This is a genomic window from Sphingobium sp. B2, assembly GCF_007693735.1.
Taxonomy (GTDB): domain Bacteria; phylum Pseudomonadota; class Alphaproteobacteria; order Sphingomonadales; family Sphingomonadaceae; genus Sphingobium; species Sphingobium xenophagum.
Genome location: NZ_VDBZ01000001.1, coordinates 380,490 through 405,045 on the forward strand (window position 1 = coordinate 380,490; position 24,556 = coordinate 405,045).

Below are 24,556 nucleotides of genomic sequence, written 5' to 3' on the forward strand. Positions count from 1 at the left end.
CCTTATGCCCATAGCCTGCCGTCAGGGCTTTGTCATTTCCGTAAAACGAAGCTGAAAGACCAAAACGCCATGCACGCCTATCGCACCCATACTTGCGGCGCCCTTCGTGAAGCCGATGTCGGCACGGCCGTGCGCCTGTCCGGCTGGGTGCATCGCAAGCGCGATCATGGCGGCGTGCTGTTCGTCGACCTGCGCGACCATTATGGCATCACCCAGATGGTGGCGAAGGCGGATAGCGAAGCGCTGCGCGTGCTGGAGGGGCTGCGTCTCGAATCGGTGGTGACGATCGACGGCACGGTCGTGGCGCGCGGTCCCGAAGCGACCAATCCCAAGATGGAAACCGGCACGATCGAAGTGGTGGCCGATGCCGTCACCGTCCTGTCGACCGCCGCCGAACTGCCGCTGCCGGTGGCGGGCGAGCAGGACTATCCCGAAGACATCCGCCTGCGCTACCGCTTCCTCGACCTGCGGCGCGAAACGCTGCACGCCAATATCGTCAAGCGCACGAAGATCATTTCGGACATGCGCCGCCGGATGGAAGGCGCGGGCTTCACCGAATATTCGACGCCGATCCTGACTGCGTCCAGCCCGGAAGGCGCGCGCGACTTTCTGGTGCCCAGCCGTATCCATCCCGGCAAATTCTACGCTCTGCCCCAGGCGCCCCAGCAATATAAGCAGTTGCTGATGGTCGCAGGCTTCGACCGCTATTTCCAGATCGCCCCCTGCTTCCGTGACGAAGACCCGCGCGCCGACCGGCTGCCGGGCGAATTCTACCAGCTCGACCTGGAAATGAGCTTCGTGACCCAGGAAGAAGTGTGGGACACGATGGAGCCGGTGATCGCCCAGGTGTTCGAACAATTTGCCGACGGCAAGCCCGTCACCCCGGCAGGCAGCTTCCCGCGCATCCCGCATGCCGAAGCGCTGCTGAAATATGGCAGCGACAAGCCGGACCTGCGCAACCCGATCGAAATCGTCGATGTGACCGACCATTTCGTCGGCTCCGGCTTTGGCATCTTCGCGTCGCTGGTCGAAAGCGGCGCCCGGATTCGCGCGATCCCGGCACCCGGTGCTGGCGCAGGCAGCCGCAAATTCTTCGACGAAATGAACAATTGGGCGCGGGGCGAGGGCTATTCGGGCCTTGGCTATATCAACATCAAGGATGGCGTGCCTGGCGGCCCGATCGCCAAAAATCATGGCGAGGAAGCGACCGCAAAGCTGATCGCGGCGCTTGGTCTTGGTGATAATGACGGCGTGTTCTTCGCCGCTGGCAAGGAAGCGCAGGCCGCCAAGCTGGCTGGCCTTGCCCGCACCCGCGTGGGCGAAACGCTGGACCTCATCGACAAGGATCGGTTCGCCCTGTGCTGGATCGTCGACTTCCCCTTCTACGAATATGATGAGGACACAAAGTCGGTCGATTTCGCGCACAACCCCTTCTCCATGCCGCAGGGCGGCCTGGAGGCGCTGAACACGCAAGACCCGCTGACGATCAACGCCTATCAATATGACATGGTCTGCAACGGCTTTGAAATTGCGTCGGGGTCGATCCGCAACCAGTCGCCCGAACTGATGGTCAAGGCGTTCGAACTGGTCGGCCTGTCCCAGCAGGATGTGGAGGATCGCTTCGGCGGCCTCTACCGCGCCTTCCAATATGGCGCGCCGCCCCATGGCGGCATGGCCGCGGGCGTCGATCGCATCGTGATGCTGCTGTGCGGGGCGCAGAATCTGCGCGAAATCACGCTCTTCCCGATGAACCAGAAGGCGGAAGACCTGCTGATGGGCGCACCCAGCGCCGCCGAATTCAAGCAGCTGCGCGAACTGCATGTGCGCGTCGTGGAGCCGCAGGCGAAGGGTTGAGTTTTCCTTTTTCGTCATGCTGAACTTGCTTCAGCATTCAGGGTGTCGGACACTGTCCCTGTCGCCCTGGATGCCGGATCAGGTCCGGCATGACGATTGAGGATAGCTGCCCATGACCATCGACCTCGCGACTTACGAAGATGCGCCGAAATATGACGGCGATTATGACGCGGCGCTGGCTGCGCTCCAGCAGCGCCTCGCCAAGATTCAGGTAGCCCATATCCTGCACAAGCGCCGCAGCGTCATCCTGCTGGAGGGCTGGGACGCAGCGGGCAAGGGTGGCATCATAAAGCGGATGTCGGCCGACTGGGACCCGCGCTACTATCATGTCCATCCCATCGCTGCCCCCAATGAAGTAGAGCGCGACCATCATTTCCTCTGGCGCTTCTGGACGCGCCTGCCGGCCAGCGGCAACATCGGGGTCTTTGACCGTAGCTGGTATGGCCGGGTGCTGGTGGAGCGGGTCGAGGGATTTTGCAGCAAGGCCGACTGGAAGCGCGGCTATGACGAAATCAACGCGTTCGAAAAGCAGCAGATCGACGCGGGCATGAACATCGTCAAACTCTTCGTCCACATCACTCAGGAAACGCAGGACAAGCAGTTGGCCGAGCGGCTGGACGTCCCGTGGAAGCGCTGGAAAACCGGCGCGGACGACTATCGCAACCGGGCCAGGCGCGCGGACTATCTGGATGCGATGCACGCCATGTTCAAAAAGACCGACACGAAACATGCGCCTTGGCACGTCATTGACAATAATCATCGCAAGAGCGGTCGCATCGCCGCGCTGACCTATGTGGCGGAACGACTGGAAGCGCTCGTCCCGATGGATTTCCCGGCGGCGGACCCGGCGGTCGTCAAGCTCGCGCAGGACGCCTTTGGCTATCGCCCCGCCAAATCCGTATAAAATTCAGTAAAAACAGTCACTTGTAACAAAATTGTCATGAAATTCTAACGGCTCGTTTACCATTGGGCGGCTAAGGCTCTGGCCATGTTTCATGCCCCCATAATCCCGCCGGACGCGCCCGGCTTGGTCAGCCTGCCCCTGGCGCAGGACAAGCCGGTTATCTGGCTGGGGCGTCCGCTCAGTGAGGCGGTCGATTGCTTCCAGCGGGATGCCGCCCTGCGCCTGCTGCCGGTGCTGGACGCGCGCGACCGGCCCGTCGGCGCGATCTACGAGCGCGACATGCGCCGCATCCTGTTCAACCCCTTCGGCCATGCCTTGCTGCGCAACCCCAGTTTCGGCGGGCGGCTGGACGATCATGTCCGCCCCTGCGCCCTTGTGGACCGGGGTGCGGGCCTTGATCGGCTGGTCGATCTCTATGCCGCGCAGGGAGCCGGGTGCGAAGGGCTGATCGTCACGGACGACGGGCGCTATGCAGGCGTACTGGACGGCACCCTGCTGCTGCGCCTGACGGCGCAGCGCGACGCGCAGGTGGCGCTGGCGCGATCGGAACGGGTCGAGCAGATACGGCGCGAAAGTGCTGGCTTTCAGGGCGATGTCGCGCTGCTGATCGCGGACATGGTGGCCATGGCCGACCAGTTGTCGGAGCTCGCAACGCAGGCGGCGGAGCGCGCGGCGGGCGATGGCGCGGACAGTGCGGCGATGGCGGTCGCCGCGGCGCAGACGGCCGATCGGCTGGCGAGCATCGCGGCGGGCGGCGTCGAACTGGGTCAGATTTTCCAGGCGATGGAGAGCGAGGCGCGCGATGCAGGCGCAGCGATGCGCGATGCCGCCGCGCGCAGCCGCGCAGGCATGGCGCAGGGCGAGGCGCTGCGGAGCGAGACGGAGAATATCGGCGAAGTCGTCGCCCTGATCGACAGCATCGCGGGCGCGACGGCGATGCTGGCGCTCAATGCCAGTATAGAGGCGGCGCGGGCGGGTGATGCGGGCAACGGCTTTGCCGTGGTCGCGCGCGAGGTAAAGTCGCTGGCCCAACAGACGCGCGATGCCGCGGCGGGCATCGCCGGGCGGATCGCGCATGTCCGCGCGACGGTCGCTGATGTGGCGGCGGGTCATATGCATATGGATGCGGCCATGGCCCGCGCCGACCGTCTGTCGGCTTCGCTGTTCGACGCGGTTGCCCGCCAGGCCGCTTTCAGCCGCGCCATCGCCGAAAGTGTGGCGGAGGCAGGGTCGTCGAGCGACCATATCCGCTCCGGCGCGCAGGCGATCAGCGGCAATGCGGACGCGACCGTGCTGGGTGCGCGCGCGATGCAGTCGGTGGCGCAAAGACTGGCCGGGGAGGCTCATCGGCTGGAAGCGCGCGCGGGCGGTTTCATCATGGCGATCGGCGCGACCTGACGATCCGTAGAAATCCCTCTGGCGTCGCGCGCAAATGGCGATAGGCTGTGCGTCCATAAAAAGGAGAGGAAGCCATGCTCGTCATGTTCGTGGGCACTGACCGCACTGAAACCGCCGTCAACGCGTCGCAAGTCACCTTCGTCTCGTCGGTCAATGACGGCACGCGCATCCGCTTTGGCGAAGGCCGCAGCGTGACCGTGACCGAACCGATCGCTGAAGTGCTCGAAAGTCTCAACCGCTCGCTGCGCCCGCACGACTAGACGCCATCTCGCTTCTGTTCGCCATGACCGGGCGGCGCGGCATCCTGTCGTGACGCCCGCCATGGGTGGCTTGCTATCGGGCGGTGGACGCGCGCCTTGCACCGCGCAAGCGCGGCTCAGTCCGGATAGCGGATCGCCATCACCTCATATTCCTTCTCGCCCGACGGCAGCATCACGCGGCGCAAGTCGCCCACCGCTGCACCGCGCAGAGCGCGGGCAATGGGGGAGGACCAGCCGATCCGGCCTGCCTCGATGTCGGTTTCGTCATTGCCGACCAGCGTGACGATGCGGTGATTGTCATCCTCATCGGCGATGGTGACGGTCGCGCCGAAATAGACGCGGCTCTTGTCGCCCTGCTGCCGCGCGTCGACGACCTTGGCGTCCTTCATCTTCTTGGACAGGCGCTTCAGCTGAAAGTCGATCTCGCGCATCCGCTTGCGACCATAGAGATAGTCGCCATTTTCGCTGCGGTCGCCATTGCCCGCCGCCCAACTCACGACTTCGACGATGGCGGGCCGCTCGACGCCCAGCAAATGGTCATATTCCGCACGCAATTTGGCGAAGCCTTCGGGCGAGATATAATTGGGATAGGGGGTCGTCATCCCTCGATCCCATAACCGTTCGGGCGGACCTTGTCGAAGCCTTGCACTTTGCTCAGGGCGAAGGGGGCGGCGATAGGGCTATTACCCCGGCGTCTGTTTCCCCAGATAGCGGCTCAGCACCGCGCTGGTCCCGCGGAATTTCGCCCGTTCCGGGTTCATCGCTTCATAGACGACGGCATTTTCCAGCACCCGCTGCACATAGTTGCGGGTCTCGAAAATCGGAATCTGCTCGATCCAGCGAAGCATGTCCGCGCCGGGCAGGCGTGGGTCGCCATTGGCGGCGATCCATTTGTTCACATTGCCCGGCCCGGCATTATAGGCCGCGACCGCCAGCGGATAGCTGCCGCCATAATAATCCAGCATCCGCTGGAAATAGCCAGAACCCAGCATGATGTTGTAGCTGGGATCGTTGAGCGAGGCGGGATTATAGCCAAGACCCAGCTTGCCCGCCTGTTCGCGCGCCGTGCCGGGCATCAGCTGCATCAGCCCGCGCGCGCCTGCATGGCTGACGATCTGCTTGTCGAACTGGCTTTCCTGCCGGGCGATGGCATGCACCATGGTCCAGTTATATTGCGCCGTTGGCGGCACGGGCACGCGCGGGAAGGCGCTTTCGCCATAGCCGGTCAGGCCGCTGGAAACGGCGCGACGGCCGACCATGACGCTCATGTCGGTGCGGCCGATCTTTTCGGCCAGTTCCGCGGCGAGATAATGATCGGTGTCGCTGTCGGCATTGTTCGCGATGGCGCGGGCGAATTTGCCCTGATCCTGCCAATAGCCCATCTGACCCAGCGCCTTGACCGCGCGCACGACGGATCGCTGGTCGAACGCGGCGCGTTCGGCGGCGGAAATCGGCACCGGGCGCTCGACCGTGGCGGGTGCGGGGATCGGGCGGCCCAGCCGTTCGAGCGCCAGTTGACCGTAAAACTGGTCGGGATAGACGCCCGCCTGCGTGAAATAGCCGTTGGCGCTGGCGGCGTCGCCTGCCTGAAGCGCGGCGCGACCGGCCCAATAATAGCCTTTCGACCTGGTCTGGGGCGATTTGGCCGCATCGGCATAGCGGCGGAACATCGCCACCGCGTCGGTCGGACGATTGAGATTGTAGAAGGCGGTCGTCCCGGCCAGCCAGGCCAGGCTGGTATAGTCGTCCCGTACCCCGATCGGCTGGTCGGACAGGTCGACGCCCGGCGGCACGGCATCGTCAATCTTGCTGGCGATGCCCCAGGCAAAGCTCCACTGGCTGTCATTGGCCGCGGCGCGCGCCTGTCCCAGCAATATTTCGTAGAATTTCTCGACGTTGGTCGGGCGGTAGCTGAGCGGGCCGCGATTGGCGAGATATTGGCGTGCCGCGACCCAGTTGCCGCTGTCGCGCAGCCACAACGCCTTGTCGGCGATAAAGCCTGCATCGCTCGCGCCGACTGGTTCGGCGGCCTGCATCAGCATCGCAGCGTCGGCCGACTTGCGGCGGAAGGCGATGCGCGCCTGATAGACGGCGCGCCTGCCCGGCGAGACATAGGCCAGCATCCGCGTCGCCCCGACCGTGTCGTTGGCCCACAGCAGCATGTCGGCGCGCAGGTCGTGATCGGCAGGCGTCAGGCCGGACCCGAAGAGAGACAGCAATCGCGCTTCGTCCGCAGCGCTCAGGCTGCCGCTAATCCAGGCATTGCGCGCGGCGACCCGCGCTTCGTCCATCCGCCCCATCTGCATCAGCGCGGTGGCGTTGCGGGCGTGGCCGGTCGCGGTGCGCGGCGGGAAACGGGCGAAGAAGGCCGTGACCTGCCGGGGATCGTAGCTGTCGGGATTGATGCCGGTTTCGGCCAGCCGCCGCATCCTGTCCTCACCCGGCCAGCCCGGATTGGCGGTGATGAAGCTTGCATAGGTGGAAAAGCCCAAGCCGTCGCTTTGCTGCAGCGCGCGCCACTGGTCGATCGTCGCCCCAATCGTGCCGTCGCTGGCCATGCCGACGCGGGACGCCACCCTGTTCCATTGCGCCCCCGGCGTGTCCTGCGCGGGCAGCGGCTGGACCACGGCACCGGGCGCGTCGACGGGCGCTGACGCAGGGGCTGGGCCTTCGGTCTGGGCGCTTGCGCCGGCGGTAAACAGCAACAGTGCAACAAGGGGCATACGGATAATGTAACTTTCAATCATTCGGGGCGTCGCCATGCTGGACATTATCGCAAATGCATCCTTATCAGCGCCTGAATGACGCGCTATAGCGCGCCGCTTGACTGATCATGCCCCGGCCGGCCGGAGAATTGAAGGAGGTTAATCATGTTTTCCGGCTCGATTCCGGCTCTGGTGACCCCGTTTCGCGACGGATCGGTGGATGAGGCGGCGTTTCGCGCGCTGGTCGACTGGCAGATCGCCGAAGGATCAAGCGCGCTCGTCCCCTGCGGCACCACCGGCGAAAGCGCGACCATGACGGTCGAGGAGCATAATCGCGTCATCGCCATCTGCGTCGATCAGGCTGCCGGGCGCGTGCCCGTGATCGCGGGCTGCGGCTCCAACGACACGCGGATCGCGCTCGATCATATGTATGCCGCGCAAGGGGCTGGGGCGGATGCCGCACTGGTGGTCGCGCCCTATTACAACAAACCCAATCAGGACGGCGTCTATCAGCATTTCGCCTATCTCGCCGAACGCTGCTCGCTGCCGATCGTCCTCTACAACGTCCCCAGCCGCACCATCACCGACATCGGCGTGCCGGTGATCCACCGCCTGTCGGAAGAATTTCAGACGATCGTGGGGATCAAGGACGCCACCGGGAATCTGGGGCGGGTCAGCGCACAGCGTCTCGCCTGCCGCCCGGATTTCTGCCAGCTTTCCGGCAATGACGAAACCGCATTGGGATTCAACGCCATGGGTGGCAAGGGGTGCATCTCCGTCACCGCCAATGTCGCGCCGCGCCTTGCCGCCGATTTCCAGGCGGCCTGCGCTGCGCATGACTGGGATGGTGCCTTGGCGTTGCAGGATCGTCTTTACCCCTTGCATGATGCCCTGTTCAGCGATTCTTCACCCGGGCCTGTTAAATATGCCCTTACGCGCGTGCGGCCCGACATGCCCGGCGACGTCCGCCTGCCAATCACCTGGCCGTCGGAATCCAGCCGGGCCGCGGTCGACCGCGCGCTGGAAATTGCGGGGCTGGTATAGAAGGCCCATCTCCGTTCGGTTCGAGCTTGTCGAGAACTGCGCGGGAAGGCTTCTCGCCCTTCGACAGGCTCAGGATTCTCGAACCGAACGGATGAAAAAGTAGATTAATGGCCCGCCCCCGTCCCGTTACCTTCGACAAGAAAAAGATCGTCGCCGAAAACCGGCGCGCGCGCTTTGACTATTTCATCGAAGATGTGTTCGAAGCGGGCATCGCCCTGCAGGGGACAGAGGTGAAGGCGCTGCGCGGCGGCGAAGGGTCGATCGCCGAAAGCTATGCCGAGGTGAAGGGCAATCAGGTGTTTCTGGTGAACAGCAACATCCCTGAATATAGCCACGGCAATCGCCAGAATCACGAGCCCAAACGCCCCCGCAAGCTGCTGCTGCACGAGCGGGAGATCCACAAGATGCACAGCGCCGTGTCGCGGCAGGGCATGACGCTGGTGCCGCTGATGGTCTATTTCAACAGCCAGGGCCGCGCGAAAATCGAACTGGCGCTGGCCAAGGGCAAGCAGAACCACGACAAGCGCGAAACGATCAAGGACCGCGACTGGAAGCGCGACCAGCAGCGCATCATGCGGGACAAGGGCTGAGCCATGGACAACCGCCTCAGCCGCTGGTGGCACGCCAATGCGCCGACGCGCGAAAGCCTGGAGCATAACAGGTTCCTCGCGCCCGTCGCGCATCGCGTGCTGGAACCCTCGCTGTGGCGCTTTACCCGTCGCTCCGTACCGCGCGGCGTGGCGCTGGGGCTGCTGGTCGGCATCTTCCTGCTGATCCCTGGCGTGCAGATTGCAGGCGCGGCGCTGCTGGCGCTGCCCTTCCGCGCCAATATTCCTGTCGCGGCCGCCATGACCTTCCTGTCCAATCCCGCGACCACGCCGCTGATCCTGTGGCTGTCGGTCTATATCGGCAACTGGATGCTGGGCCGCAGCGCGGACGCATCGGGCTTCATGACGCTGGTGGATCATCATGCCACGATTGGCCAATGGGCCGCCTGGCTGGTGTCCGAAGCAGCGCCCGCCTTGCTGCTGGGTCTCTCGATCATCTCGATCGTTGCGGCCGCCATCGGCTATGTCATCGCCGACTGGGTCTGGCGTCACCGCATGGGCCGCAAATGGCAGGCGCGCAAATTGAGGATTGGCAAGGCCCATAAAAGCAGCGCATTGGAGAAACCAGCTCCTGTCCTCTAGGATGGGCAAGCGGGTTTGACAGTGTCGATGCAGGGGAAGGGCCGCCCATGGCCGCGCGGGTGAACAGCAATGGGGATGCGTGGCTGACCCAGTCGCGATCGGGTTTTGCCCTGCCGCTGTTGCTGCTGGCGGCGGCGCTTTCGGCCGGGCTGATTTTCTATGCGATCGACAATTGGCTGCTGGCCGGCGGATTTGCGGCCACTGTCCTCACCATCGCGGCGCTCATGGCCTGGTATCGCCGCCTTTATCCGCCGCAACTTTCCGACAAGGAAGCGATCCCCGACTGGACGGTCGCCCGCGCCGCCGCTGACGCATCCAGCATGGCGATCGCCGTTACCGATCGCGCCGGGCGGCTGGTCTGTGCCAGCGATCTGTTTGGCGAATGGTTCGCCGGCTATCCCACCCCGCCCGGCATCACCGGCGATCCGGCGCTCACCGAAAGCCTGTCGGTCGCTGCCCGTGCCGCCTGGCGCGATGGGGAGGCGAAGGTCGGCGGGATCGCGCAGGGCGCGCTGCGGCTGGATGCGGAGGTGGTGCGTACCGGCCGGGCCGAGGATTATCTGCTCTGGCGCTTTGCCCCGGTGCGCCAGCCCAGCGCACTGGACGACGTCAACCGCTTCCTGACCGGCGAAGCGGGCCGCCAGCTGGGCGAGGCGGGCGTGATGGCGGTGATGATCGGCGGCGAAGGTCGCATCCGCGCCGCCAATGGCGCCTTCCTGCTGCGCGCCGCCGGGCGGATCGACGCCAATATCACCGGGCGCGATTTCGCCGGCCATATGCGCGTGGATGACAAGGGGCGGCTGTTCCTGGCGCGCGAAGAGCAGGGCGGCCTGCCGCTGCGCCTGCTACAGGTGCCGTTGAAGCGGGTGACGCAGGGCAACGGCATGTCGGCGCAGGTTAGCGCGCAGGACGGGCCGATGCTGCTGCTGCTGATCGACGAACCGGCGGGCGGCGGCGGCACGTCGGCGCTTTCCTACATCGAAACCTTGCTGTCGCTGCTGCCCTTTGGCCTGGCCATGGCCGACCGCGACGGGCGGGTGCTGTTCCTCAATAATGCCTTTGCGCGGGTCGCGGGCCTCAAACCCGGTGACAAGCCCAGCTATCCCGGCGATCTGGTGGTGCGGGAGGATCAGGCGGCGGTGGCCGACGCGGTGCGGCGCTTTGCCGTGGGGCCGCAAATGTCGGGCGACATAGCCGTGCGTATGCGGGACCAGCCTGACGAGCCGATCGCATTGAGCCTGGCTGGCGTGCGCGGGCTGGGCGAGGCGGCGGTACTCCTTTCGCTCAAGGATAATAGCGAAGAATCCAAGCTTAAGCGGCAGGTGGCGCAGGCGACCAAGATGCAGGCGATCGGCCAGCTGGCGGGCGGCGTCGCGCATGATTTCAACAATATCCTGACCGCCATCATCGGCCATTGCGACCTGATGTTGATGCGCCACACGCCCGGCGACAGCGACTATGACGATATTCAGCAGATCAAATCGAACAGCAATCGAGCCGCTGGCCTGACCCGGCAGTTGCTCGCCTTTTCGCGCCAGCAGACGCTGCGGCCCCAGATCCTGCAACTGCCCGACATCGTGGCGGACGTCTCCAATCTTTTGAAACGCCTGCTGGGCGAAAATGTGAAGCTGGACGTCAGCCATGGGCGCAATCTGGGCGCGGTGCGCGCCGATCCCGGCCAGCTGGAACAGGTGATCGTCAATCTGGCGGTAAATGCCCGCGATGCCATGCCCGAAGGCGGCACGCTCAATATCCAGACCTATGCCGTGCCCACGATCAAGGTGCGCGAAATGCGCCAGCAAATCCTGCCGGCGGGGGACTATACCGCGCTGCGCGTGTCGGACACCGGGCTTGGCATCCCGCCCGACATATTGGCCAAGATTTTCGAGCCTTTCTTCACCACCAAGGAACTGGGCAAGGGGACCGGCCTTGGCCTGTCCACCGTCTATGGCATCGTCAAGCAGTCGGGCGGCTACATCTTTGCCGAATCCGAACTGGGGCGGGGCGCCAGCTTCGTCATCTACCTGCCTGTCTATGCCGGGTCCGATGCGAATGACGTCGCGCCGGTCAAGCCGCCGGTCAGACGCAGCGAGACATGGGGCACCGGCACCATCCTGCTGGTGGAGGATGAGGACATGGTCCGTGCCGTCGCGGAACGGGCATTGGTGCGGCAGGGCTATACCGTGCTGACCGCCAGCGACGGCGAACAGGGGCTGGAAGTGTTGGCGGGCGATGTCGCGATCGACCTTTTGATCTCCGACGTGGTGATGCCCAATATGGACGGCCCCGCCATGGTGGCGCAGGCGCGTCGCGCTTTCCCCGACCTGCCGGTATTGTTCATGTCGGGCTATGCCGAGGAGCAATTGCGCAAGTCGATCGACATCGCCAACGTCGCTTTCCTCCCCAAGCCCTTCTCGGTCAACCAACTGGCCGAAGCGGCGCGGGACGCACTGGCGACACGACCCGTGGCGGAATGACCCTCGAATAAGTTGTGCTTGATCAAGGTAATTATCCTGTCCATTCCCGCACCGATGGGTTAGCGCATGCGCGTATCAACAGGGGATCGCCACGGCATGTCGGACGGCAAGAGCATTTTGATCGTCGAGGATGAAGCGATGATCGGCATGATGCTGGAAGATTATCTCGACGCGCTGGGTTATCGCTTGCATGCGGTTGCCGCTTCGGTCGACGAAGCCTGCGCCCATGCGCGCGACGGCGGCTTTGACGCGGCCTTGCTCGACTGCAATTTGCAGGGTGAGAAAAGCTGGCCCGTCGCTGACATATTGGTCCAGAAAGGCGTGCCTTGCGTCTTTGCGACGGGCGGCATGGCCGACGATCGGCCGACCCATCATGCCGACCGCCCCACGCTTGCCAAGCCCTTCACCATCGGCGCGGTCGAGCGGGCGTTGGGAAAAATATTGGGCGAATAGGAAATTTCCGTTCCCCTCTTGTTCTATTAGAACAAACAGGATACATCATCGCCAGGCGCCGAGAGAATCGACGCAGTCCGCTTGACAGGGATTAGGCCGATGTCCGCTATGCTCACACTCATCGATTCCAAGAAGAACGGGACTATGGACAGACAAAAAGCATTGGACGCCGCGCTTGCCCAGATCGACCGGGCCTTTGGCAAAGGCTCTGCGATGAAGCTGGGCAGCCGGGAAAAGATCGAGATTGAAGCCATCTCGACTGGCTCGCTCGGCCTCGACATCGCTCTTGGCATTGGCGGCTTGCCCAAGGGGCGGATTATCGAGATTTACGGCCCGGAAAGTTCGGGCAAGACCACGCTGGCGCTGCACGCCATCGCCGAAGCGCAGAAGAATGGCGGTACCGCCGCCTTTGTGGACGCGGAACATGCGCTCGATCCGGGCTATGCCAAGAAACTGGGCGTCGACATTGACGAACTGATCGTGTCGCAGCCTGACACGGGCGAACAGGCGCTGGAAATCGTCGATACGCTGGTGCGCTCCAACGCCATCGACGTGCTGGTGGTCGACTCGGTCGCCGCGCTGGTGCCGCGGGCGGAAATCGAAGGCGAAATGGGCGACAGCCATGTCGGCCTTCAGGCGCGCCTCATGAGCCAGGCGCTGCGCAAGCTGACCGGCTCGATCTCGCGCTCCAAATGCATGGTGATCTTCATCAACCAGGTGCGGATGAAGATCGGCGTGATGTACGGCAATCCGGAAACCACGACTGGCGGCAATGCGCTCAAATTCTACGCTTCGGTCCGCCTCGACATTCGCCGCACCGGCCAGATCAAGGATCGCGAAGATATTGTCGGCAATGCGACCCGCGTGAAAGTGGTCAAGAACAAGGTCGCCCCGCCGTTCAAGCAGGTCGAATTCGACATTATGTATGGCGAAGGCATCTCCAAGATCGGCGAAATCCTCGATCTGGGCGTCAAGGCCGGGATCGTGGAGAAATCGGGCGCCTGGTTCTCCTACGACTCTGTCCGCATCGGCCAGGGTCGTGAAAACGCCAAGACATTTCTGAAAACGCACCCTGAGATGGCGGATCGTCTGGAAAAGGCGATCCGGGGCAAGACCGAAGAGGTTGCCGAAGCGTTGATGGCCGGATCCGAAGCGGAGGATGATGACGAATAAGCGCAGATGCTCGTCCGGCCCGATCAGCCGGAACGATCTCTGGCGCAACTCGTCCGCCCCTCGCTTCACGCACTGAAAAGGCCCGCCGCGCACCCCCTGCGCAGCGGGCCTTTTACCGTCCGGCTCCATCAACGCCGACTTTCCGATAGGATCGGGCCAGCGCAAGATAATGTCCGATTTGCCGGGAAATATGCGAAGTTAAGCGGTTCAGTGCGTCCGGCACTTGCGCCGTGCCTGCGCCCTCGCAATGCTCTGCACCCTAATGGCGGCTGGCGCGTTACCGCGTCTCCTTCCCGCTTTTGAAAGGCTCCCCTGATGCGCGTCGCGATCGAGGCGATACTGGACTATGACTTCGCCGAACCGACCGATGTGCTGCTGGCGGTGGAAGCCGCCGCGCTGCCGGATCAGCGCATCGTCAGCCAGTCCCACATCATCAACAATGCCGGGCCATTGACCAACAAGGTGGGCGGCAGCGGCGTTGGCCGACGCACCTGGACCCGCACCGGCACCGGACGGATGCTCAGCACCTACCGCGCCACCGTCGATGTCGACCGGCCAACGATCGACCTTGCCAGCCTCGCCAAAAGCCCGCTGCCCAGCCTGCCGGAGGATGTGCTGCCCTTCATCTGGCCCAGCCGCTATTGCGAGGCTGACCGCTTCGTCAGCTTCGTCTGCGGCCATTTCCCCGATCTGGAGGGCGGCGCGCTGGTCGCGGCGCTGCGCGACTGGGTGCACGACAATCTCATCTATGTGCCCGGCAGTTCCGACGGCACGACCACCGCCGCCGATACCTTCGTTGCCCAGCAGGGTGTCTGCCGCGACTATGCCCATTTGACCGCCGCGCTGATCCGCTCCCGCGATATTCCGGCCCGGCTCGTCTCGGTCTATGCCCTCGACCTTGATCCGCCGGATTTCCATGCCGTTGTCGAAGTCTGGCTCGACGGCGCGTGGCACATCGTCGATTCGACCGGCCTCGCCCCGGTCGAAACCATGGTCCGCATTGCGGTCGGCCGCGACGCCACCGACATCGCTTTCATGACCGCCTTTGGCAACGCCATGATGAACGCCCAGTCGATCCTCGTCTCGCACGTGGACGAGGGCTAGGCAGCCCATCCCCGTTCGCCCTGCGCCTGTCGAAGCGTCGTCCTGCTTGATGTAAGGACAGGGCTTCGACAGGTTCGGCCAGAACCGGCAATCTCAAGAGCGCGATGCCCGCGCTCCCCTCAATAATCCTTGGAATAGCGCAGGTTCGCCGACGATCCGGCATTGGTCCCGGTCTTCGACAACAGGCTCAGCGTCCTGGACAGCGCAATCTCCAGCTGGGTGGCGGTAAAGCCCTTGGAATCGGTGATCACCTCCACATAGACATTGTTGGAGATATGCTGCCCCACCGCCAGGCTCGTGCCGCGCCCGGTCGTTTCATCGCCGCCGACAATGCCGATGCGGTCAATTCCCGACGCGCCCTGCAACTTGCCCATCGGGTTCAACCCGCCGCTGCCGCCGCGCAAGCCGTTGAGCGCCGCCGCCAGCTGCACCGCCTGCATCGCCGACAGGTTGGCGACATTATCGCCGAACAATATGCGCGACAGGATTTCGTCCTGCGGCAGGGTGGGATTGGAAATGAACGCGATGTCGGGCTGCTGCGCCGATCCGGTCACCTGTATGCCCGCCGTCACCGTGTCGATCCGCGTCTGCGCCTTGATCGCCAGCACCGGGTTCAGCATCGGTCCGTTAAAGGTGACGACGCCCTGTTCCAGGTCGAACTGCTTGCCCGAAAAACTATAGCGTCCGCGCAGCACTTCCAGCTTGCCGACCACACGCGGATTGGCGGTGGTGCCGGTCACCCGCATCGCTGTCTTCCATTCCGAATCCAGCCCCATGCCGGTGACATAGATTTCATTGTCGGCCCGCACCCGGATGTCGAGCTTCCAGTCAGCGGGCTTTGCCGCCGCCTGACGCGCGGCCTGGCGCTGGTCCAGAATGTCCGCGCCTTCGCCCTTGCGCCGCACGCCCTGCAACTGGCGAATCTCGGTGCCACCCTGCCAGGCGACCCTGTAGCGGGTTTCGGGCAGGCGCAGGTCGCCCTTGATCAGGCCGCCATTGGCCGCGCTGTTGGTGATGGCCAGCGTCCCGCTGACGACGCTGGTGATCGCTTCGCTTCGGGCCAGCCGGGCGCGGTCGAGTTTGATGGCGATATTCATCGGGAACCCGCTGTCGGCGGCAAGGCCCACCGTGCCGGACGCCTGGACCGTGCCGTCGCCTGCCCGACCGGAAAAGTCGCGCAACTCCAGCCGGTCGTTCGTGAAGCGGCCATCGAGCCTCATCTGGGTGACCCGCGTGCCGAACGTCTCATTTTCATAGGTCAGCGCATTGGCGCGGGCGACGCCGTTGATACGCGGATCGGCCAGTCGCCCGCTGAAATCGGCCGCGACTGCCAGCCCGCCGGTCAGTTGCTGGTCGGCAAGACCCGCGAAGGAAAAGAGAATGTCGGCCGGTCCGGCATAGCGGATGCCACCGCCCAGCGGCGCCGCCTGCAACTGCTCGCTCCAGCTGTTGCCGGGGCCGGGCGGGGCGAGCGTTGCCACGAATCGTCCCAGCGTCGACGAACCGCGCCGGATCAGCCCGCGCAGGTCGCCGCCCGCGCTGGACAGCTTGCCCTCCATGCTCATCGACACGGGATCGGACACGGCGGTCAGGCTGGAGCGCCGGAAATCCGAGATGGCGAGCCGCGTGGTTGCGGTCGGGAAAGCATTGCCGGTCTGCACATAGTCGATCGTCCCGGTCGCCTTGCCGCCAATACCCAGTCCTGGCGAGGCCATGTTGATGATCGCCAGGTCAAAATCCTTGAACCGCATCTGCATGGCCGTGCTGTCGCCAGACCGTCCGGCCAGATCGACCTTGCCCTGCGGCAGGATCAGCGTGGCCGGCTCCAGTCGATAACCCCCCGCCTCCGTACGGATGATCGCGGGGTTGGCGAGGCGGAAGGGTATATTGCCCGCCTTGCCCTGTAACGCCACGGCATAAAGATCGGGGCGCAGCGCGGCATTGGCCGCGATCGAGAAGGGGACGCCGCTGGAGCCATCGGCCACCAGCTGCGCCTTGCCACGCCCACCCTGATAATCGACCTTGGCGCGCGCCATGCGTACCACATAGTCGCCATAGGCAGCATTGGCGATCTGCACGTCGGCCAGGATGCGGGGCTGATCGGTCAGCACCATGGAGGCGTTGACGATGGCGCGGCCGATGATCACGTCTGCGTCGCCCGGCAGCTTGGCGTTATTGGCGGTGGCGTTCACATCCACGCCCTGCGCTTTGCCAACCGCCGCCAGCCGCACCGCGCCTGTAATGCCCGACCCGTTCAGGCTCAGCTGACCGGCAAAGGGACCGGCCGCGCTCTGCCGCAGCGTGCCTGCCATATCGACCCCGGCAAAGCGGGCCTTGGCGATGTCGATCGTCAACGGGCCAGCGGCGGTGCGGATCAGCACATTGGCGAAGAAGGGGCCATAGGGCGATCCGCCAGTCGCTTCGAGCCGATAGCCTGCGGCCTCTCCGTTCAGCTTCGCGACCACATCATTCAGCTGCACGCCGACATTGGGCCGTGCCGCGCGCAACACCGCCTGCGGTCGCTCCATCGTCCCGCGGACGGTCAACACCAGCGGCCCATATTGGCGCGAGGCGGCGGTAGCGTCGAACGCGATCTGGCCGTTTGTGTCGTAGCTGCCCGAACCCGACTGGATGGTGAAATTGGGCGCCGCGCCCTTCAGCCCGGCGAGCGTGAACTTGCCCTCCGGCGTCATGCCGATCCGCCCGGTGGCGATGGCGTTGCCGCCCAGGAAATCGCGTACCGACGCATTGTCCCAGCGCGCTGTTCGCACACCAAAGCGGCCCGACAGGCCAAAGCCGCCCTTGGGACCGGGGACCAGCTCTATATCGGTGTTCAGATTGACGATGCCGACGCCGTCGATCCGGTAGTCATTGACCCGTCCTTTCAGCGCCCCGCGATAAAGGGCGTTGTCCAGATCAGCGAGGACTATTGCGGTCGCGTCGATCTTGTCACTGTCGATCTTGAGGTTGTCGCTGATCAACCTGCCACTGGCATAGGCGAAATCGCCCTTCACCCGCAGATTGTTCATCAACCCGCCAGCCGCGGCGTTAAGGCCGGTCACCCGGCTCGCGGTGGCGTTGACGGGAATGCGGATGCGGTCGGCGTCGATCACCGCACGGCCGGTGGCTTTCAGATTTTCGATGCCGGTGGCGTCGAACGCCAGATATTTGGCGCTGATGTCATAATCGATGAACGGCGTGGCCATCGGCCCGTCCAGAACAATGGCGGCGCGCACGTCGCGACCCTTGACCTTCTCCATGATCGCGCCGGGGGTCAGCAGCGCCGCATTGATCTTCAGCGCGCTGAACCGGCTCGTGCCCAGATCGACCAGGCCCTGCGCATCGGCGGACAGGGCAGGGGAACGCAGCGTCGCCTTCAGGTTGACGCGCCGTTCGTTCAGGCCTGCAAACAGGTCGACGTCCAGCTGCGGCGCAGTCAGGCGATCGACCGTGCCGGCCATGACCAGGCCGGGGCGCATCGGACCCTTGGCGGTAAATGCGCCATCACGCGCAGCGACGGCGATGTTGGCGATCTCGCCCTTGGGACTGGTCGCAACGATGCGCCCGTTCCAGGCCTGCCATGTCCCCTTGCCATCCAGGGTCGCGATCATCCCGTCGGTCAGGCCCGACATGGCGGCAATGACGCCGCCCTTTGGCGCGGTCAGCGTGCCGCTCATGGCCAGCCGATTTTGCGCCGGAACCGCGTCCAGCTTCGCCTGCAACCGGTCGCCGCTGTCGACGATCGCGTCCGCAGACAGGATCGCGCGGCCGTCGGCGATATGGGTCACGCCGTCGATCGCGATTTCGCGCTTCTGGCCGATGACGGGCTTCGCCAGCACGAATTTGCCGATCTTCAGCCGGTCGACGTCAATGTCCAGATCCGGCAGGATAGGGGCATTGGGATCGGTCGGGGTGGCGTTGAACTGCGGGCTGCGCGCCAGCACCACCAGCGGGGTTTCCAGCAGGCTGACCGAAATATGGTTGTTCACATAACGAAACGGCTTCCACACGACATGCACGCGCGGGGACACCGCGAACACGCCCTTGGGATCGCGCAGCACAAGATCGTGAATCACCATGTCGCTATAGATCGACCCGTCGATCCGTCCGACTTCGATGGCCATGCCCGATTCGAGTTTCAGCGCCGCGATCTGCTGGATCAGGAATCGCTTGCCCGGCTGGGTGTTGAGGCCCAGCAGCAGGCCCGCCACCAGCACGATCAGCGCCACGATCAGGCCGACGACCCCGATCGCGATCTTCTGCCACAAGGGGCGACCTTCGCGCACGATCACGGCCTCGCTAGGGACGGTCTGGGCGGGGGTGTCATCCTGAGTCATTAGAAGGCCTGCCCAATACCGATATAGACGGCGAATTTGGATTCGCCCGGCTGCCGGTTGATCGGCATTGCAATGTCGGCGCGGAAGGGGCCGAAATTGGTGTAGAAGCGCCCACCAATGCCTACGCCATAGCGCATGTCGGAAAATTTCGGGATCGCGCTGTTATAGACCTGACCTGCATCGACAAAGGCCACCGCGCCATAATTGCCAAAACGATACCGGCCCTCGACCGCAAATTCATTGACCGATCGGCCCCCGATGGGATCGTTGTTTACATCTTTCGGCCCCAGTTCCTGATAGCCATAGCCACGCACTGATCCGCCGCCGCCCGCATAGATGCGCCGCGATGGCGCGACATCGTCGCGCGACACGCCGCTGATCGTGCCAAGCCGGGTGCGCGCCGCGATGACCAGCGAATCCGACACGGGATAATAGCCGGTCAGGTCGAACGTGCCGCGCACATAGGGCGAAACATTGCCCTGCAACGACGCTTCGGGCGACACGCGGACACTGGCGCGGAATCCCTTGGTCGGGTTGAGCAGATCGTCGGACCGGTCATAGCCGACCTGCACCGGCAGCGCGCCGATGAAATAGGTCAGCCGCTTGTTCTGGCCGGTTGCCGGATCGATCGTCGTCTGTTCGTTCGACAGCAGGATTTCCGCGCCATAGGTATAGGTCCAGCGCTTCTGGAAGATCGGCGTCGATTGCCGCGCCCAACTGATGTTCAGCCCGGCGGTGAAGGCTTCATAGGCGTCATATTTCTGATGGTTGATCAGCGCGCCGGCCTGAAACGTCTTGTCGCGCTTGCCCGCGTTGGACCGGCGGAACGTGCCCGACACGCCCTGTTCCTGCGTGCCCGCGACCACGCCAGCGATCAGCGCGCCTTCGGGCGGGAACAGGTTGCGGTGGGTCCATGTCCCTTCGGCGCGGAAACCCTGACCGGTGCCATATCCCACCTCGCCCGCCAGCGTGCGCGGCGGCCCGGCAGCCTGTTCGACGTGCAGGTCGACATATTCGGTCCCGTCCGGTCCTGCCTCGTTGGTGCGAACGGGATCGACCGCGACGCTGGAAAACAGGCCGGTCGCGACCAGCGCCTTGCGCAAATCATCGACCTTGCGGCTGTCATAGATCTCGCCCGGCTTGTAGCGGCGGATCACCTCGATATGATCGGCCCCGAACGCCTGCTTGTCGCCACTGGTGGTAATCTTGCGGAACGTACCGCGCGGCCCGGTGTCGACGGGCAGGGTATAGGCGCCCGTCACCGTCGCGGGGTCGAGCAATATGTCGCGCTCCCCCACCTTGGCGAAAGCATAGCCTTGTTCGGGCAGTCGCAACGCGACATTGGCCTCCGCGCCTTCGACCGTCGTCGCGACGATATAGTCCCCGGTCTTGAGCGGCAGGCTGTCGCGCACCAGCCCCGGCGGCACGGTCGGCCCGGCCTGCACGATGATGTCGCCCAGCTTGTAGCGCTTGCCCGGCGTCACGGTAATCACGGCGGTCAACGTGCCATCGCCGGTCTGGTCGAGGCTGGCGAGGGCGGTCGCGTCATAATAGCCTTCGGAATAGAAAAGCCGTACCGCCAGCTTCTCATCCTCCTGCGCCCGTGCCTGCACCATCGCGGCGGTCTCTGCCTTGCCATCGCCGTCGATCAGCGCGGATGCATCCCGAAATTCGTCTTCGAGGCCCGTCTTGCCAAAGCCCTCGATCCGGGTGGCATAACGGACGTCGGGCAGCTTTGCGTTCGGGTCGCTGTCGGCCGCGACGTTGGCGGGTACGGTTACGCTGTCCAGCGGGGGCAGCGGTTGCGCAAGTTCCTGTTCCTCAGCCGGCTCGATGGCAGGCGGCAGTTCCGCCTCCGCGCCGGTCGAGGGCATTTGCTGGTCGATCCAGCTGTCGATCGACGGCAGCGGCTTGGCGGGGTCGCTTCCCTCCATCTGCGGCAGGCGCGCCTCGAACTGGTCGTCCGGCAGGATCGGTTCTTCAGCCTGCGTCGCATCATAGGGCAAGGAAGGCGTGGTGGCGGGCGGCGTCGTCTGCGCCAACAGCGGCAGGGGGGATGCGGTCGCGATAAGAAGGCCCAACATGTGCCGGACATGATGCGCCTGTCTTATTATCATATGTCCGTCACGCCCCTCTGGTCGCCAGCCATGAAGGCGGCCACAAAGCAGCAATACGCTCAAGCAGTTGCCGCGGTTCCGTCCGGCGGGCAATTCGCCGCGACGGCCCGCGCTTCCATCCCTGCATGCAAGCGACTAGAGCGGCGGCATGACATTTGCGCTCAACATCTCCCGCTCCATCACTGGCCAGCCCTGGAAATGGCGGGGGGAGGGGGCGGATGCGCGCGAACCGGGCTATGCGCCCGACGATCTGGTGACGCAATTGCTGCTGGCGCGCGGCTGTCCGCGCGACGCGCTGGATGCGCACCGCAACCCCACGATCCGCGCCTTCATGCCCGACCCCAGCCTGTTCCGCGACATGGATGCCGCCGCGGAACGGCTGGCCGACGCGGTGCAGAGGGGCGAGGATGTGCGCATTTTTGGCGATTATGACGTCGATGGCGCCACCAGTGCGGCCCTGCTCATCCGCCTGCTGCGCGACCTGGGACTGACGGCGAAACCCTATATCCCCGACCGGCTGATGGAAGGCTACGGCCCGTCCGGTGAGGCACTGGTGCGGCTGGCGGGCGAGGGCGCGACCCTGATCGTCACCGTCGATTGCGGCGCACAGGCATTCGAGGCGCTGGCCATGGCACGCGACACCGGAGTCGATGTCGTTGTGGTCGATCATCATAAATGCAGCGCGGCGCTGCCCATGGCGCTGGCCCTGGTCAATCCCAACCGGCTGGATGAAGGGGACGAGGCCGCAACCCATGGTCATCTCGCGGCGGTCGGCGTCGCCTTTCTTCTGGGCGCGGCGCTGGTGCGGGTGCTGCGCGCCCGCGGCTGGTTCGCAACGCGGGCCGAACCGGCGCTGATGGAGTTGCTGGACATCGTCGCGCTGGGCACGGTGGCCGATGTCGCGCAGTTGAAAGGCCTGAACCGCGCCTTCGTGGCGCAGGGGCTCAAGGTGATGGCCCGGCGGCGCAATATTGGCCTGGCCGCGTTGATCGACGCCAGCCGCCTGACCCGCGCCCCGCTATGCCACGACCTGGGTTTTGCGCTGGGACCGCGAATCAATGCGGGCGGGCGTGTCGGGCAGGCCGATCTGGGGGTGCGCCTGCTGACGACGCAGGATCCTGCCGAAGCCGCGCGGATCGCCGAACAATTGAACCAGTATAATGAAGAAAGGCGCGCGATCGAGGCGGCGGTGCAGGAACAGGCCGAGGCATTGCTGGCGGCCCAGGGCAATCGCGCCATAGCGGTGATCGCCGGGCAGGGATGGCACCCCGGCGTCATTGGCATCGTCGCCGGGCGGATCAAGGAAAAGGCAGGCCGCCCGGCCATCGTCATCGCGCTGGACGAAGATGGCGTGGGCAAGGGATCGGGCCGATCGATCAGCGGGGTCGATCTGGGCGCGGCGGTGATGGCGGCCAAGGATAGCGGCCTGCTGGTCGCGGGCGGCGGTCATGCGATGGCGGCGGGACTGACCGTAGCGGCGGACCGGGTCGATGCGCTGGCCGATTTCCTTGACGATCGGTTGTCAGGTGCCGTCGCCCGCGCCCGCGACGACCGGGCGCTGCTGATCGACGCCGTGCTGGCCCCCGCCGGGGTCAATCCCGACTTTATTGCCGCGATCGAGGCGGGCGGGCCCTATGGCGCGGGCTGGCCAGCCCCCCGCATCGCTGCCGGACCGATGCGCGTGATCAAGGCCGATGTCGTGGGCAACGGCCATTTGCGCGCGATCATGGGCGGGGAGGATGGCCGCTCGTTCAAGACCATCGCCTTCCGTCAGGCCGAGACCGATCTGGGGCAGGCGATATTGGGCGCGCCGCGCGACCGGCGGCTATGGGTCGCGGGTCGGGCGAAGATCGACGACTGGGGTAGCCGCCCGGCCGCCGAACTCCATCTGGAGGACGCGGCCTGGGCGGATTGAGGGCGGAGAAATCCGACACAGGAAAAAGGGGGGTTGACCCCTGCGCCGTCTCCTCCTAATGCCCGCCTCGCTTCGCAGCGCCATCCGGTGGCGCCGCCAACGGCCCCTTCGTCTAGCGGTTAGGACGCGGCCCTTTCACGGCTGAAACACGGGTTCGATTCCCGTAGGGGTCACCAAAATACTCTCCCAGAGAGTATCAGGAAGTGCCGGGAACGGCGGATTTCTGCGGTTTTTTGTGGTATAGGTATCCCATACGGAGCGGTCTCGGACCACCGGATACCAGCACGTTGATGGTATGTCTGATGGTAGCGCGGCCCTCCTCTAAAAGGAGATACCATCATGGCGCTTACCGCCGCTGCGCTCAAAAACGCTAAGGGCAAATCCAAGCCCTACAAACTCACCGATAGCGATGGCCTGTTCCTCTATGTGACGCCCAATGGCGGGCGCTACTGGCGCATGAACTACCGCCATATGGGCAAGCAAAAGACGCTGGCCTTCGGGGTCTATCCCGATACCGGCCTTGCCGATGCCCGCGGGCAGCGCGACGCCGCCCGAAAGGTGCTGGCGAAGGGCGACGACCCTGCCGAGAAGATCAAGATGGATCGCATTGCCGCTACCGTGGCGGCGTCCAACAGCTTCAAGGCCGTGGCCGACGAATGGCTGGTGAAGGTCGAGCGCGAAGGTCGCTCCGTCGTCACGATGAAGAAGCTGCGCTGGCTGCTGGCCTTCATCAATGCATCGCTGGGCAAGCGCCCTGTCACCGCCATCACCGCGCAGGAGGTCTTGACTATGCTGCGCAAGATGGAGGGCAAGGGCCGCTACGAGACGGCGAAGCGCCTGCGCAGCACATGCAGCCAGATTTTCCGCTATGCCATCGCCACGGCGCGCGCCGAGCGCGACGTGGCCGCCGACTTGCGCGGCGCTCTCATTGCGCCACAGCCCGTCCACAGGGCGGCCATCACGAGCGCCGACAATGCGGGCGGACTGTTGCGCGCCATTGAGGCGTTCGAGGGCTTCGCCAACACCAAGGCGGCGCTGCAACTGCTCCCGCATGTGTTCGTCCGTCCGGGCGAACTCCGCTATGCTGAATGGGCGGACTTTGATTTCGACAAGGCGCTGTGGACGGTCCCGGCACACAAGACCAAGATGCGTCGCGCGCACACCATCCCCCTCTCCCGGCAGGCGCTGGCGATCCTCGAAACCATCGAGCATGACGCGGACTATAGCCGCTTCCTGTTCCCGTCGCTCCGCTCGGTGGATCGGCCCATGTCGGAGAACACCATCAACGCCGCTCTGCGGCGCATGGGGTTCGCGCAGGACGAGATGACCGGCCACGGCTTCCGGGCGATGGCGGCGACGCTGCTCAATGAAATGGGGCTATGGCATCCCGATGCGATCGAGCGCCAGCTTGCCCATTGCGACAACAATGCGGTGCGCCGCGCCTATACGCGCGGGGAATATTGGGACGAACGGGTCCGCATGATGCAGCACTGGTCCGACCATCTCGACTTCCTCCGTGATGGCCAGAAGGTCGTCACGGGCAAATTCGGGAAGGCGAAATGCCAAGCGGCCTGATCGCAGCCATCCAATGTCACCGTGCCCTCGCCAAAAAGAGACAAGGGCAC

Annotated in this window: 17 protein-coding genes and 1 tRNA gene; 14 read left to right on the forward strand and 4 right to left on the reverse strand. The window is 64.6% G+C overall.

Annotation, left to right across the window (positions count from 1 at the left end):
* The first annotated feature begins 69 nt into the window (after positions 1-69).
* The 4 genes from aspS to FE851_RS01970 all read left to right on the forward strand — a co-directional run bounded on the left by aspS (position 70) and on the right by FE851_RS01970 (position 4,416).
* Positions 70-1,854 (forward strand): aspartate--tRNA ligase, encoded by a 1,785-nt coding sequence (aspS, locus tag FE851_RS01955; RefSeq protein WP_019052980.1) that lies wholly within the window; start codon positions 70-72, stop codon positions 1,852-1,854.
* 112 nt (positions 1,855-1,966) lie between these two features.
* Entirely contained in the window at positions 1,967-2,758 is a 792-nt protein-coding gene (locus FE851_RS01960) for a polyphosphate kinase 2 family protein (protein WP_145199351.1), read from the forward strand.
* Between the two features lie 84 nt (positions 2,759-2,842).
* On the forward strand, positions 2,843-4,156 hold the full coding sequence (locus FE851_RS01965) for a methyl-accepting chemotaxis protein (RefSeq protein ID WP_145199354.1): 1,314 nt from the start codon (positions 2,843-2,845) through the stop codon (positions 4,154-4,156).
* Between the two features lie 74 nt (positions 4,157-4,230).
* Positions 4,231-4,416: a hypothetical protein gene (locus FE851_RS01970; protein ID WP_017182837.1), complete on the forward strand. Its 186-nt coding sequence runs from the start codon at positions 4,231-4,233 to the stop codon at positions 4,414-4,416.
* A 116-nt stretch (positions 4,417-4,532) separates the two neighbouring features.
* On the opposite strand, the gene greB is transcribed toward FE851_RS01970, so the two are convergent.
* On the reverse strand, positions 4,533-5,018 hold the full coding sequence (gene greB / locus FE851_RS01975) for a transcription elongation factor GreB (RefSeq protein ID WP_145199356.1): 486 nt from the start codon (positions 5,016-5,018) through the stop codon (positions 4,533-4,535).
* Between the two features lie 81 nt (positions 5,019-5,099).
* On the reverse strand, positions 5,100-7,187 hold the full coding sequence (locus tag FE851_RS01980; RefSeq protein WP_145199359.1) for a lytic transglycosylase domain-containing protein: 2,088 nt from the start codon (positions 7,185-7,187) through the stop codon (positions 5,100-5,102).
* A 99-nt stretch (positions 7,188-7,286) separates the two neighbouring features.
* Here FE851_RS01980 and dapA point away from each other — a divergent pair, with 99 nt between their 5' ends.
* The 7 genes from dapA to FE851_RS02015 all read left to right on the forward strand — a co-directional run bounded on the left by dapA (position 7,287) and on the right by FE851_RS02015 (position 14,562).
* Positions 7,287-8,165 (forward strand): 4-hydroxy-tetrahydrodipicolinate synthase, encoded by an 879-nt coding sequence (dapA, locus tag FE851_RS01985; RefSeq protein ID WP_145199362.1) that lies wholly within the window; start codon positions 7,287-7,289, stop codon positions 8,163-8,165.
* A gap of 107 nt (positions 8,166-8,272) precedes the next feature.
* Positions 8,273-8,755 (forward strand): SsrA-binding protein SmpB, encoded by a 483-nt coding sequence (smpB, locus tag FE851_RS01990; protein ID WP_017182833.1) that lies wholly within the window; start codon positions 8,273-8,275, stop codon positions 8,753-8,755.
* Positions 8,756-8,758: 3 nt separating this feature from the next.
* Positions 8,759-9,355: a DUF2062 domain-containing protein gene (locus FE851_RS01995; RefSeq protein ID WP_017182832.1), complete on the forward strand. Its 597-nt coding sequence runs from the start codon at positions 8,759-8,761 to the stop codon at positions 9,353-9,355.
* A 47-nt stretch (positions 9,356-9,402) separates the two neighbouring features.
* Complete coding sequence (locus FE851_RS02000) at positions 9,403-11,832, forward strand: ATP-binding protein (protein ID WP_145199365.1); 2,430 nt, start codon at positions 9,403-9,405, stop codon at positions 11,830-11,832.
* Between the two features lie 96 nt (positions 11,833-11,928).
* The gene (locus FE851_RS02005) at positions 11,929-12,285 is read left to right on the forward strand and encodes a response regulator (protein ID WP_145199368.1); all 357 of its coding nucleotides are present in this window, start codon (positions 11,929-11,931) and stop codon (positions 12,283-12,285) included.
* 99 nt (positions 12,286-12,384) lie between these two features.
* Positions 12,385-13,458, forward strand: coding sequence for a recombinase RecA (recA, locus tag FE851_RS02010; RefSeq protein ID WP_145199369.1), 1,074 nt, complete (start codon positions 12,385-12,387; stop codon positions 13,456-13,458).
* A 315-nt stretch (positions 13,459-13,773) separates the two neighbouring features.
* Positions 13,774-14,562, forward strand: a complete 789-nt coding sequence (locus FE851_RS02015; protein ID WP_145199372.1) for a transglutaminase-like domain-containing protein — start codon at positions 13,774-13,776, stop codon at positions 14,560-14,562.
* Positions 14,563-14,681: 119 nt separating this feature from the next.
* Here FE851_RS02015 and FE851_RS02020 read toward each other — a convergent pair whose 3' ends face one another.
* Together FE851_RS02020 and FE851_RS02025 are read right to left on the reverse strand one after the other, a co-directional pair.
* The gene (locus FE851_RS02020) at positions 14,682-18,899 is read right to left on the reverse strand and encodes a translocation/assembly module TamB domain-containing protein (protein ID WP_145199374.1); all 4,218 of its coding nucleotides are present in this window, start codon (positions 18,897-18,899) and stop codon (positions 14,682-14,684) included.
* Positions 18,899-21,016 (reverse strand): autotransporter assembly complex protein TamA, encoded by a 2,118-nt coding sequence (locus FE851_RS02025; RefSeq protein ID WP_186378731.1) that lies wholly within the window; start codon positions 21,014-21,016, stop codon positions 18,899-18,901. The genes FE851_RS02020 and FE851_RS02025 overlap by 1 nt, the downstream gene beginning before the upstream one ends.
* A 148-nt stretch (positions 21,017-21,164) precedes the next feature.
* Between FE851_RS02025 and recJ the strand changes: the two genes are divergently transcribed.
* From recJ to FE851_RS02040, 3 genes are all read left to right on the forward strand, one after another.
* Positions 21,165-22,931 (forward strand): single-stranded-DNA-specific exonuclease RecJ, encoded by a 1,767-nt coding sequence (recJ, locus tag FE851_RS02030; RefSeq protein WP_145199376.1) that lies wholly within the window; start codon positions 21,165-21,167, stop codon positions 22,929-22,931.
* Between the two features lie 101 nt (positions 22,932-23,032).
* A tRNA-Glu gene (locus FE851_RS02035) sits at positions 23,033-23,107 on the forward strand.
* A gap of 163 nt (positions 23,108-23,270) precedes the next feature.
* Positions 23,271-24,506: a tyrosine-type recombinase/integrase gene (locus tag FE851_RS02040; protein WP_145199379.1), complete on the forward strand. Its 1,236-nt coding sequence runs from the start codon at positions 23,271-23,273 to the stop codon at positions 24,504-24,506.
* Positions 24,507-24,556 lie beyond the last annotated feature (50 nt).